The 11,468-nt window shown below is 66.6% G+C and carries 11 protein-coding genes; 5 read left to right on the top strand and 6 right to left on the bottom strand.

Annotated features, from left to right (window positions below; genetic code table 11):
* Window positions 1-890: 890 nt before the first annotated feature.
* From PI990_RS07335 to kynU, 5 genes are all read right to left on the bottom strand, one after another.
* A complete protein-coding gene (locus tag PI990_RS07335) occupies window positions 891-1,916 on the bottom strand; it encodes a porin (RefSeq protein ID WP_271660227.1) in 1,026 nt (341 codons plus the stop codon).
* A gap of 100 nt (window positions 1,917-2,016) precedes the next feature.
* On the bottom strand, window positions 2,017-3,777 hold the full coding sequence (locus PI990_RS07330; protein WP_021218027.1) for a hypothetical protein: 1,761 nt from the start codon (window positions 3,775-3,777) through the stop codon (window positions 2,017-2,019).
* 90 nt (window positions 3,778-3,867) lie between these two features.
* Window positions 3,868-5,187, bottom strand: a complete 1,320-nt coding sequence (locus PI990_RS07325) for an OprD family porin (protein WP_271660226.1) — start codon at window positions 5,185-5,187, stop codon at window positions 3,868-3,870.
* A 127-nt stretch (window positions 5,188-5,314) separates the two neighbouring features.
* On the bottom strand, window positions 5,315-6,730 hold the full coding sequence (locus PI990_RS07320; RefSeq protein ID WP_031287232.1) for an amino acid permease: 1,416 nt from the start codon (window positions 6,728-6,730) through the stop codon (window positions 5,315-5,317).
* A gap of 31 nt (window positions 6,731-6,761) precedes the next feature.
* Window positions 6,762-8,006: a kynureninase gene (gene kynU / locus PI990_RS07315; protein ID WP_021218030.1), complete on the bottom strand. Its 1,245-nt coding sequence runs from the start codon at window positions 8,004-8,006 to the stop codon at window positions 6,762-6,764.
* Between the two features lie 259 nt (window positions 8,007-8,265).
* Here kynU and PI990_RS07310 point away from each other — a divergent pair, with 259 nt between their 5' ends.
* The 5 genes from PI990_RS07310 (at window position 8,266) to PI990_RS07290 (ending at window position 10,188) form a co-directional block, all read left to right on the top strand.
* Window positions 8,266-8,400, top strand: a complete 135-nt coding sequence (locus tag PI990_RS07310) for a hypothetical protein (RefSeq protein WP_271660225.1) — start codon at window positions 8,266-8,268, stop codon at window positions 8,398-8,400.
* 106 nt (window positions 8,401-8,506) lie between these two features.
* Window positions 8,507-8,863 carry a CidA/LrgA family protein gene (locus tag PI990_RS07305; protein WP_271660224.1) on the top strand — a complete coding sequence of 119 codons (357 nt, stop codon included), beginning with the start codon at window positions 8,507-8,509 and terminating at the stop codon, window positions 8,861-8,863.
* Window positions 8,860-9,558, top strand: a complete 699-nt coding sequence (locus tag PI990_RS07300) for an LrgB family protein (RefSeq protein WP_271660223.1) — start codon at window positions 8,860-8,862, stop codon at window positions 9,556-9,558. Before PI990_RS07305 ends, PI990_RS07300 begins: the two co-directional genes overlap by 4 nt.
* Before the next feature lie 53 nt (window positions 9,559-9,611).
* Entirely contained in the window at window positions 9,612-9,890 is a 279-nt protein-coding gene (locus tag PI990_RS07295) for a type II toxin-antitoxin system RelE/ParE family toxin (RefSeq protein WP_043242561.1), read from the top strand.
* Window positions 9,891-9,900: 10 nt separating this feature from the next.
* A complete protein-coding gene (locus PI990_RS07290; RefSeq protein WP_043242556.1) occupies window positions 9,901-10,188 on the top strand; it encodes a HigA family addiction module antitoxin in 288 nt (95 codons plus the stop codon).
* Window positions 10,189-10,257: 69 nt separating this feature from the next.
* Here PI990_RS07290 and pbpG read toward each other — a convergent pair whose 3' ends face one another.
* Window positions 10,258-11,190, bottom strand: coding sequence for a D-alanyl-D-alanine endopeptidase (gene pbpG, locus PI990_RS07285; protein ID WP_263401281.1), 933 nt, complete (start codon window positions 11,188-11,190; stop codon window positions 10,258-10,260).
* Window positions 11,191-11,468: the final 278 nt, after the last annotated feature.

The raw sequence follows: 11,468 nt of genomic DNA, 5'->3' as shown, positions 1-11,468 counted from the left end.
TTGCACCCGCCCCGTAGGATGGGTCGGGCGGCGTTCCGCGAGCGCCGCGAAACCCATCACCGCCAGGCCCCAACCCCGGCCCGTCGACCCGGCCTCGCGTAGGGTGGATGACGCTTCACCCATCCACCCATCGGCATGACCGACGTGCACCGGACATGCCCCATGCACCGCCGCCGCAATGTGCTTTCCGGCGACATCGTTTGGTGGATGAAAAGAGCGTCATCCACCCTACATCCCGGTCAACCCCGAGGCTGGGTAGAGCGCCGCGAAACCCATCACCGGCGGCGCCCAACCCCACCCCATCGGCCCGGCCTCGCGTAGGGTGGATGACGCTTCACCCATCCACCAATCGGCGTGACCGACGTGCATCGGACGTGCCCCATGCACCGCCGCCGCAATGTGCTTTCCGGCGACTCCGTTGGTGGATGAAAAGAGCGTCATCCACCCTACATCCCGGTCAACCCCGAGGCTGGGTTAAGCACCGCGAAATCCATCACCGCCAGGCCCCAACCCGGCTCATCGGCCCGGCCTCGCGTAGGGTGGATGACGCTTCACCCATCCACCAATCGGCATGACCGACGTGCACCGGACATGCCCCATGCACCGCCGCCGCAATGTGCTTTCCGGCGACTCCGTTTGGTGGATGAAAAGAGCGTCATCCACCCTACATCCCGGTCAACCCCGAGGCTGGGTTGAGCGCCGCGAAACCCATCACCGGCGGCGCCCAACCCCACCCCATCGGCCCGGCCTCGCGTAGGGTGGATGACGCTTCACCCATCCACCAATCGGCGTGACAGGCGTGCACCGAACGTGCCCCATGCACCGCCGATTCGCGGGCAATAAAAAACCCGCGGCAGCGTCCTGTCGCGGGTGGGGGTGTGGCGGGTGGGCTAGAACTTGAAGCGCACGCCGAGCTGCATGCCTTCGGGGTTTTCGTCGGCGAGCGGGCTTTCCAGGTTCCAGCTGATGGGGTAGCGCACATCCGAATCACGTTTGTGGTGGATGTAGGCGTAGACGCCGTAGAGGTCGATGTTCTCGTCGTAGTTGTAGATGTAGCCGAGGTTGATGCCGGCGGCGTCGCTGAGGGCTTCGTCCTTGCGGTCGTCCTTGTAGATGAGGCTGACGGCGACGTTGTGCTTGTTGTCGAAGTTGTGCCGCAGGCCCAGCTGCAGGTCGCTGCCGTTGGATTCGAAATCCACCCAGGGCGCGTAGGCGTAGTAGCCGGTGTAGCGGTGGTAGACGGCGGTCAGGTCGGTCTTGCCCATGCTGTACACCGCCGTCAGGTAGAGGTCGGTGGCGTACTCCATGGTGTCCTTGTCCCAGAGGTTGCGCTGGTACTTGCGGTCCAGGGCGCCGGAGAAGTACCAGGGGCTGTCAGCCCAGTAGTCCAGCGCCACGCTGTAGACGCGGCCGTCGCGGCTGCTGTCCTTCTCGCCCTGGGTGGCCATGCCGCGGAACTCGAAGCCCTCGATGCGCGGGCTGATGTACATCAGCGAGCGGTCTTCACGCCAGGGCGCATAGAACACGCTGACGTTGTTGATCAGGCTGTATTCGTTGCCGAACAGCGGGTCGGCGTAGCCGTAGGCGTTGGCCGATGGGGTGTCCTGGCGCCCGGCACTGAGGGTGCCCCAGCGCTTGGAGATGATCTGGGCATAGGCTTCGCGCTTGCCCATGTCGTCATCGGAATGGGGGTTGTACATCGCCTCGTAGACGCCCTTCACCGAGAGGTCGTCGGTGAGCGCCTGGTCCGCCTTGAACTGGATGCGGTTGGCGCTGAGACCGGCACCGGTGACCCGCTCCACGGTGTCCCCCCCTGACGTGGCCACCTCGTAGGTGACGTCGATGATCCCGGATATCTCGATTCCCGCGAAGGCGTGCCCGCTCACAAGCGGAAGTGCGAGTAGAAGTTTGCGCATGGGTTGCTCCGATCGAACAGGGTGAGCACACGGCGGCCATCTCCCCGCCGCCGCGCGCTCTATTTTTCTTATTGGGTTTTGTTGTTATGGAGCCGCAGGGTCAGTCCCGGGACGGCCAGGGCTTCTTCGGTGCGTCGAAGCTCGGCGTGCCCAGCAACGGCGTCGACAGTGCGTAGAAGCCGTGGTTGGTGAAGACCCAGATCAGGTTGCGGTCGTACTCGGTGTAGGCGCTGTGGGTCAGGTTGCCGACCGCGTAGCTGGCCACGTTCTTGGTGTCGAAGGGCGGCACGAAGTAGGCGCCGATGGTGGGCTTGGCCGGGTCACGCACGTCGAACACCTGCACGCCGGCGTTGTAGAAGGCGTACGGCAGGATGCCCTCGCGGGAGACGCCGGGCTGGGTGTAGTAGCCGGTGCGCTTGGGCCCGAAGCTGCCCTTGCGCTGGCAGAAGTCGGTGAAGGCGGCATCGGCCGGCGGCGTCGGGCGCGGCAGCACGTGCTGGATGGCGGGCTTGGCCGGGTTGCTCACGTCCACCGCGTAGATGTCCTTGTAGGCCTCGTAGCAGTCCTCGGACAGCGGGTAGCCGCTGAAGTACACCAGCCCGGTCTTCTCCACCTGGGAGACGTCGATGTTGTCGCCCTCGGTGCCGGCCACGCTGACCGGGAAGTCCACGTGCCCCACCACCTTCATCGCCTTCGAATCGGTGATGTCGACCACGTACAGGCCCATGCCGCCCATGGCCGCGTAGCCGTACTTGCCGCCCTGCTCCACCGGTTTGGGGATGAACAGCGACATGCGCGCGCCCATCCAGGAGGCGCGGTTGCCGGCGCGCGGGTTGGCCTTGAACACGGCCTCGTGCTCGGGGTCGCCGACGATCTGGCCGGGCACGGTGAGCACGTCGAGCAGCTTGGGATCGGCCGGGTTGGACATGTCCCAGGACTGGTAGCCGGCGTTGTACAGGTCGTTGGGGTATTCGGTGAGGGCGTATTTGTCGCTGGGCGCGGCGGCCACGTACATCACATCGCCGCCGAAGTAGGCCGGGATGTCACGCACGCCGGAGCCTTCCTGCTCGCCGATGGGCGCGTTGGGGTGCTCGATGTCGGTGGTGCGGGTGGCGATCAGCTTCCAGTCCGCCGGCAGCGGGCCGTTCATCTCATAGACCTTGAAGCCCTTGAGGTGCTTGGACTTGCGGATGGCCTCGACCTTGTCCGGCTCGCGGTACTTGTCTTCCAGCACGCCGAAACGACGCACCTCGAAGGACTGCACCATGATGTTCTTGCCCAGCTTCTTGTTCCACTGGATGGAGGCCGCGCCAAACATGTCGTCCGCCGGGTAGGGGTTCTGCTCTTCGCCCGGGCCGTTCGGGCCCCAGGTCTCGCCACGGGTGAGCAGCAGCTTCACGTCCTTGGGGTGGGTGATATCGAAGATCTTCAGGCTGCGGCGCACGTACTGGTACAGGTAACGCTTGCCGTCGAAGTCGACGATGTTCTGCCAGGTGTGGAAGGGCTCGACCACGATGGGGTAATAGGCCTCGACCTTCATGTTCTTGATGTAGGTCTTGCTGTCCCAGTAGTCGAGCTGGCCGGCGAAGGGCTGGCCGCCGTGGGAGAAGGGCGTGGCCGCCGGGTGGGTGAAGACGCCGGTCTTCTTGTCCAGGCCGTAGCTGCCCGGCGCCGGTTCCGGCGGGGTCCTGTCCGGCGAGAGCTCGGTCTGCCGCTTCACGAAGGGGTCGACGATGTTGATCGGGCCGTGTTCCTCGGCGCGGGCATAACCGCCCAGCAACATGCCGAGGATCACGGATGCCGCGACGCCGGTCTGGATGAACGGAACGCGAGCCTTGGAAGGGAGCAGCCTTGTTTTCATTATTCACTCCGTCAGTTGTGCCCGATTGGGCAGTGCTTGCCATTGCAGAAATCGGTGTGGGTGAAGCCCCCGGCCAGGCGTGCTGGCCGGTCAGAACAGGTCGATGGGGTAGTCGGTGATCAGGCGGAAGTCGTCGAGGTCGCCCGAGCCCTGGTCGCGGTCGGCACGGTGCCAGGCCTGGCGCGCGCGCAGGCTCAGGCCCTTGGCCGGTCCGGCCTGCACCACGTAGCGCAGCTCCAGGTTGGTTTCGCGGTGCTCGCCATCGGCGCCGTAGCGCCCGGCGTAGGGGCTGCCGGCGGGAATCTGGCTGCCGTCGATGCCCCAGCCGCGTACGTGGCGGGCCATCAGCGACAGGCCGGGCACGCCATAGCGCTCCAGCGCCAGGTCGTAGCGCACCTGCCAGGAGCGCTCATTGGGGCCGTTGAAGTCGGCGAACTGGGCGGCGTTGGGCAGGTAGATGGAGGCGCCCTGGTCCCGCCCGTTGCGGCCATTGCGGTCGTTGTCGCCCACGCCCAGGTAGTCGAACGGCGTGTCGCCGCCCACCCGTTGCAGCCCCAGCAGCCAGCGGTGCGCGCCGCTGCGCAGCCAGGTGGCGGCGCCCAGGGTGGTGTTGTCGATCTCGCCGGCCCGCGCCTGGCCACTGTCGGTGGTGCGGTAGAGGGTCAGCGTCAGGCCCAGTTCACGGTCGCCCTGCAGTGCGTGGCGGCCGTCGAGGCTGGCGTAGTACTGGTTCCAGATGTCCTTGAAGCGCGCGCCGTAGAGGCTCACGTCCAGGCCGGGGGCGACCCGGTAGCGGCCGCCCAGGTAATCGGCGCGCGGGGTGGCGACGCCCGCCATCACCGCCCAGAGGTCGCCGTCGCCATTGGTGGTCACCGGGCTGGTGGACGAGGTGAAGTGCCCGGCCTGCAGGTCGAGCCCGTCGATCTCCTGGCTGACCAGGGCAATGCCGGTGGCAGTCTGCGGCACGATGCGGAAGTGGCTGACGCCGAACACCGGGGTGTCGGGGCGCTGCTCGCCGAGCGTGAGCACACTGCGCGAGTAACGCAGCTTGAGGGCGGCGCCGGCCTTGGCGTACTCGTCGGCGGGCTGGCCGTCGTCGTGCACCGGGAGGTTGCCGGTGCCGGTCTTGTTGGCCGGGGCATCGAGCCTCAGCCCGAGGTAGGCGAAGCCGTCGAGGCCGACACCGACGGTGCCTTCGGTGAAGCCGGAGGCGTACTGGGCGACGAAGCCCTGGGTCCAGTCGCGGGCGTCGCGGCGGCCATCTTCCTTGCTGCGGTTGAAGTAGGAGTTGCGCAGCAACAGGGTCGCCTGGCTGCCGGCAACGAAGCCCGGCGCCGGCTCGTTCGCCGCAAGGGCGAGCGGGCAGGCACAGGCGGCCAGCAGGAATGCCGGGAGGGTTCTGCGCAACATGGTTCGAGCCTCGTGAATTCTTGTTGTTCTTCGCGGCAGGCCCTATCCCGGGGCGCGCGCAGGCACCGGCCCACGGCGGGTGGGCGCTGTTGCCATCAGGGGGTGCGGGCCGTCCCTGGCCCGGGGATCAACGCTGGATCGGCAGCGGCTTGGGCGCGTCGCCTTCGAGCGGCGCCCGTTGCCGGAAGCGCAGGGCGTAGATCAGCAGGATCACCGCAAGGAACGGCAGGCCGCACAGCAGGGTGGGCGCGAACTCCTCGGTGAACAGCGTGGTGACCATCAGCGCCAGCATCAGCAGCAGGCCGGCGAGGCTGGTCCAGGGGTAGCCCCAGAGCTTGAACGCCAGCGGCTGGCCGCCCTGGCGGCGACGGAAGAACAGGTGGGTGAGGAAGATGCCCGCCCAGGTGAACATCGCGCCGAACATGGCGATCGACATCATCAGGGTGAAGGCCTTCTCCGGGTACGCCAGGTACAGCAGGGTGGCCAGGGCGATGCCCACCGAGGACAGCAGCAGCGCCGGCAGCGGTACGCCCTTGCCGCTGAGGGTGCCGAACACCTTGGGCGCCTGGCCGGCCCGGGACAGGCTGAACATCAGGCGGGTGGTGATGTACAGCTGGCTGTTCATCGCCGACAGCGCCGCGATCAGGATCACCGCGTTGAACACCGCGCCCGCATAGGGCACGCCGGTGGCTTCCATCACCGTGACGAAGGGGCTCTGGCCGCCGTTGTTCTGGCCCCAGGGCACGATGGCCAGGACCAGGGCGATGGTCAGCAGGTAGAACACCACCAGGCGCACCACGGTGATGCGGAAGGCACGGGTCACCGCGCTTTGCGGGTCCTTCGCCTCACCGGCGGCGACCGCGATCATCTCGATGCTGAGGTAGCTGAAGAAGGCCACGATCACCGCCACCCAGGTGCCCCACAGGCCGTTGGGGAAGAAGCCGCGGTCGTTGCTGTAGTTGGCGAAGCCGATGGCGGAATCCGCCGGCGCGCCGTAGACCACCCAGGCGCCGAGCAGGATGAAGACCACGATGGCGCACAGCTTGAGCAGCGAGAACACGTACTCGATGGCGCCGAACACCTTGACGCTGAAGGCGTTGGCCAGGATCAGCGCCACCGAGAAGGCCACCATCCAGTAGCCGCCCGGCACCTCGGGGTACCAGTACTTCATGTACATGGCTGCGGCGGTGATCTCGGTGCCCACCGCAAACACGATGGACGACCAGTAGGCGTAGCGGATGGCGAAGCCGAAGCCGGGTGACACGTAGAACTCGGCGAAGGAACCGAACGAGCCCGAGGTCGGGTGGCGCACGGTCATTTCCGCCAGGCAGCCCATCAGCAGCAGGGCGATCAATGCGCCGATGCCGTAGCTGACCAGCACGCTGGGTCCGGCGAAGCCGATGGCGAAACCACTGCCGAGGAACAGCCCGGTGCCGATGGCGCCACCGATGGCGATCATCGACAGCTGCCCGCTGGTGAGGCTCTGCTTGAGGCCTTTTTCCCGGTCTACCAATTGTTCGAATGAGCTTGTTGTTTTTGTCATCGCATTCTTGCTCCAGGGTTTGGCGGGGGGCTCAGGTCACCGATTTACGGGCCAGGAACTCCGGGCGGTCCCATTCTTTTCGTTCGAGGATTTCACGCAGTGCCGCCACGCATTCCCAGACGTCCTGGTAGCGCGTGTAGAGGGGGGTGAAGCCGAAGCGCAGGATGTCCGGCGCACGGAAGTCGCCAACGATGCCGCGGGCGATCAGCGCCTGCATCACCGGGTAGGCGTCGGCGTGGGCCAGGGACACCTGGCTGCCGCGCTGCTCGGCGTCGCGCGGGGTGCGCAACTCGATGCCAAGGCCTTGCAGCTCCTGGTCGCAGAGCTGGATGAACAGGTCGCATAGGGCCACGCTCTTGGTGCGCAGGGCCTGCATGTCGACGTCTTCGAACACCTCCAGTGCCGCCTCAAGGGCCAGCACGCCGAGCTGCGGGGCAGTGCCCACCAGCATGCGGTCGATGGTGGCATGGGGCGCGTAGTCGTGGCTGAAGTCGAAGGGCTTGGCGTGGCCGTGCCAGCCGGTCAGCGGCTGGCGCACCTGGGCGATATGGCGCTCGGCGACGAACACGAAGGCCGGCGCGCCGGGGCCACCATTGAGGTATTTGTAGCCGCAACCCACGGCGAAGTCGGCGTTGGCGCCGTTCAGCTCGATGGGCATGGCGCCGGCGGAGTGGCACAGGTCCCACACCACCAGGGCGCCGACTTCATGGGCGCGGGCGGTGATGGCGGCCATGTCGTAGCGGCGGCCGGATTTGAAGTTCACGTGGGTCAGGGAGAGGATCGCCACGCTCTCGTCGAGGGCGTCGAGCACCGCGTCCGGCTCCACGCAGCGCAGCTCGCAGCCGGTCAGCTCGGCCACGCCATCGGCGATGTAGACGTCAGTGGGGAAGTTGCCGCGCTCGGCCAGGATCACCTTGCGCGAGGGCTGCATGCGGGTGGCGGCGACCAGCACCTTGAACAGGTTGATGGAGGTGGAGTCGGCCACTATCACTTCGTGGGCCTGGGCGCCGATCAGGCGGGCGATCTTGCCGCCGGTGCGCTGCGGGGCCGGGTACCAGTCGGCGTCGTTCCAGGAGCGGATCAGGCCATGGGCCCATTCCTTGCGCATCACCGTGTCGATGCGCGCCGGGACGTGGGCCGGCATCGCGCCGAGGGAGTTGCCGTCGAGGTAGATCTCGTTGGGCGGCAGGTCGAAACGGGCGCGGAATTGACCCATTCCGTCCTCGTTGTCGAGGCGCACGAAATCATCGCGGGTGAGAGGGGCGCTGCTGGACATGGCGATTCCTTGACTGCTTTGTTCTTATCGGTTGCACAGGCTCCCGGCTCGGGTCCGGGGCACCTGTTCGCATTAGGGTGAGCGGATGCTACCCCTCAGTCGCCATTACCTGAAAATAGAAATGCCCGAAGCAACTATTCCGAGCCGTTATAGCCAGCCACGACCACTGTGCTGGCGGTAAACAGCGCCCACTGCACCTGTTCAACGCCCGCCTGGGCAGATAGCGTTGCAGCAGTCGCCTCACTGCCCTGGGGAACTCATGGATTCGGAGTCGCTGCACATCCTGCTGGTGGTCACGGCCGCCGTCGGGGTCCACCTCGCCGTGCGCTGGTACCTCATCCACGGGCTCGCGCCCGACGAGGAACCCGACGACAAGGACGACTGGCTGGCCTGACGCCGCCGTCTGCACCGCCTTTTACCCCGGCAACTGGCGCTGTTTTCCAGGGCCGCGCACCTTTCATAGTGACGCTCCCTCGACTCGTCACTCGGAAAGCGTCGCCATGCTGCGCGGGATGTTCCTGCTGTTGTCGTTCCTGCTCCTGGGCTCGGCCCTCAACCACTTCGTCCTCCCGCTGCTGCCGGGGCCGGTGCTCGGCCTACTCCTGCTGCTGGCCTTCCTCGTGCTGCGCGGCGGGGTGCCGGCGACGCTGGGGGATGCCAGCGGCCAGCTGCTGAAATACCTGCCCCTGCTGCTGGTGCCGCCGGCGGTGGGGATCATGCTGCACGTGGAAACCATCGGCCGGGACTTCTGGGCCATCGCTGCGGCGCTGCTGGGCTCCCTGCTGGTGGGCATCCCGCTCACCGGCTGGCTGATGCAGGCGCTGATCCGCCGCAGCCGCCCGGAGCACCGCCCATGAGCGCCCCGCTGCTGCCCGGCGTCAGCGACCACCCGCTGTTCCACCTCGCCCTGACCCTGGGCGCCTACCAGCTGGCGCTGCTGCTGTTCGAAAAGACCCGCTCGGTGCTGGCGCAACCGGTGCTGGTGGGCACCCTGCTGGTGGTCGCCGCCTTGCTCGCCTGCGGCATCGACTACGCCACCTACCGCAGCGCCTCGAGCATGCTCTGGCTGCTGCTGGGCCCGGCCACCGTGGCCCTGGCGGTGCCGCTGTACCTGAACCTGCCGCGCATCCGCCAGCTGTTCTGGCCGGTGCTCATCGCCCTCGCGGTAGGAGGCATGGTGACCCTGGCGCTGACCCTGCTGCTGGCCCACCTGCTGGGCGCCGGCCACGCCATGCTGATGACCCTGGCGCCGAAGTCGGTGACCTCGCCCATCGCCATCCTGGTCGCCGAACAACTGGGCGGCAGCGCCTCGCTGGCGGCGGTGTTCGTGATGATCACCGGCGTGCTCGGCGCCGCCCTCGGCCCGGCCCTGCTGCGCATGGCACGGGTCACCCACCCCGCCGCACGCGGCCTCGCCCTGGGCCTCACCGCCCACGCCGTCGGCACCGCCCAGGCGCTGCAGGAAAACAGCGAGACAGGCGCCTTCGCCGCCCTGGCCATGAGCCTGGCGGGCGTGGCGACGGCGGTGCTGTTGCCGGTGATGCTGGGGTGAGGTGCCGGGCGGCAGCTTGCAAAGCGTGACCCAATGGATCACGATTCTTCGCCATGATCAGGAGCTTCAGGCACAAGGGATTACGTCTCTTCTACGAGACGGGCTCGACGAAGGGCATCATCGCGGAGCACGCCAAGCGTCTGTCCCGCGCCCTGTTGATGCTGGAAAACGCCCACGGGCCGGCCGACTTGAATATCCCGGGCTGGCGTTTGCACCCGCTGAAAGGCGACCTGGAGTCCTGGTGGTCGATCAGCATCAGCGGCAACTGGCGCGTGATCTTCCGTTTCATCGACAACGACGTCGAACTGCTCGATTACCTGGACTACCACTGAGGAGGCCGACATGACCCAGCACAACCCTCCCCACCCGGGCGAAATCCTCCTCGAGGACGTGCTCCCCACGCTGGGCATCAGCATCGCGGAGATGGCCCGGCGCCTGAGCATCGCCCGCGAAACCCTGTCGCGGATCATGCACGGCCACGCGCCGATCAGCCCGGACCTGGCGGTACGGCTCGAACGCGCCGGCATCAGCACCGCGCGCATGTGGCTGGCCATGCAGGGCAGCTACGACCTCTGGCAGGCCGAACAACGCGAGCAGCCGCCCATCGAGCGCTTCGCCGAAATCGCCTGAGCACGACAAGGCCGGCAGGGTTGAACCCCGCCGGCCTGAATCACTGGACGTGAAGAGCGACGCGCCGGATCAGTTCGGCGTGGCGATCATCTGCTGCTTGCGCGCCGAGTCCTTCTGCTGGCGGTAGGCCTTGGCGGCGACCGGGATGGGGCCGCTCTTGCCGGTTTCCACCCAGCGGCGCATGCGCGTGGCGTCGGCGAAGTGGGTGTACTTGCCGAAGGCGTCGAGCAGCACCATGGCCACCTGCTGGTTGCCCATGCGGGTGCGCATCACCAGGCAGTGGCCGGCCTCGTCGGTGAAGCCGGTCTTGGTCAGCTCGATGTTCCAGTCAGCCTTGCGGGTGAGATGGTTAGTGTTGCTGAAGCCCAGGCTGTAGCGCGGCTTGACGAAGGTGATGGTCTTTTCCTTGGTGGTGCTGAGCTCGCTGAGCAGCGGGTACTTGTTGCTCGCCACCAGCAGCTGCACCAGGTCATGGGCGGTGGAGACGTTGTTCAGCGACAGGCCGGTAGGCTCGACGAAGCGGGTGTGCTTCATGCCCAGGGCGCGGGCCTTGGCGTTCATCGCGGCGATGAAGGCCGGGTAGCCTCCCGGGTAGTGGTGGGCCAGGGTTGCGGCGGCGCGGTTCTCGGACGACATCAGCGCCATCAGCAGCATGTCGTGGCGGGTGGCCTGGCTGCCCAGGCGCACGCGCGAGTACACGCCCTTCATTTCCTTGGTCTGGCTGATGTCGATGGCGATGACTTCGCTCATCGACTGCTTGGCTTCGAGCACCACCAGGGCGGTCATCAGCTTGGTGACCGAGGCGATGGGCACCACCAGGTCGGGGTTGTTGGAATAGATGATCTTGTTGGTCTTCAGGTCCAGCAGCATGGCGCTGCCGGAGGCGAGTTGCAGTTGCGCCGGGTCGCGCAGGGGTGCGGGGGTCTGGGCGTTGGCAGGGCTGGCCAGTGCGAGGCTGGTGCAGAGGAACAGGGCCTTGAAGAGCGAGGTTCGGATTTTCACGTGACGGGCTACCAGATGCAGATTGGGATGAAGATCGCCGTTGCGAACTGGTCGACATTATAGAGAACAAAAAGCCCGTGGATTCAGCCCCCACCGGTCGCCAACAGGCTTTTTTTTCGCAGCACGTTCGCAGCGGGAGGGCCAAGCGAAGCGGGAGATCGGCGCAGAGGTGCCATCGGGAAAAACCGATCGCGAATGAATTCGCTCCCACGGGAGAGGCGGCAATCCACAGGCAGGGACATGACCGCTGCGTAGGGTGGATGGCGCTTTATTCATCC

It is taken from the genome of Pseudomonas sp. TUM22785 (assembly GCF_028198105.1).
GTDB classification, from domain to species: Bacteria; Pseudomonadota; Gammaproteobacteria; order Pseudomonadales; family Pseudomonadaceae; genus Metapseudomonas; species Metapseudomonas solani.
Note: the sequence above shows the minus strand (reverse complement) of the source record. Positions and strands in the feature narration are given on the sequence as shown.

Coding starts and splice junctions, on each gene's coding strand:
- PI990_RS07335 (WP_271660227.1), bottom strand. CDS start 1,916: ATGCGCAAACTTCTACTCGCACTTCCGCTTGTGAGCGGGCACGCCTTC.
- PI990_RS07300 (WP_271660223.1), top strand. CDS start 8,860: ATGAGCGCCCCGCTGCTGCCCGGCGTCAGCGACCACCCGCTGTTCCAC.
- PI990_RS07320 (WP_031287232.1), bottom strand. CDS start 6,730: ATGACAAAAACAACAAGCTCATTCGAACAATTGGTAGACCGGGAAAAA.
- PI990_RS07310 (WP_271660225.1), top strand. CDS start 8,266: ATGGATTCGGAGTCGCTGCACATCCTGCTGGTGGTCACGGCCGCCGTC.
- PI990_RS07305 (WP_271660224.1), top strand. CDS start 8,507: ATGCTGCGCGGGATGTTCCTGCTGTTGTCGTTCCTGCTCCTGGGCTCG.
- PI990_RS07295 (WP_043242561.1), top strand. CDS start 9,612: ATGATCAGGAGCTTCAGGCACAAGGGATTACGTCTCTTCTACGAGACG.
- PI990_RS07330 (WP_021218027.1), bottom strand. CDS start 3,777: ATGAAAACAAGGCTGCTCCCTTCCAAGGCTCGCGTTCCGTTCATCCAG.
- kynU (WP_021218030.1), bottom strand. CDS start 8,006: ATGTCCAGCAGCGCCCCTCTCACCCGCGATGATTTCGTGCGCCTCGAC.
- PI990_RS07290 (WP_043242556.1), top strand. CDS start 9,901: ATGACCCAGCACAACCCTCCCCACCCGGGCGAAATCCTCCTCGAGGAC.
- PI990_RS07325 (WP_271660226.1), bottom strand. CDS start 5,187: ATGTTGCGCAGAACCCTCCCGGCATTCCTGCTGGCCGCCTGTGCCTGC.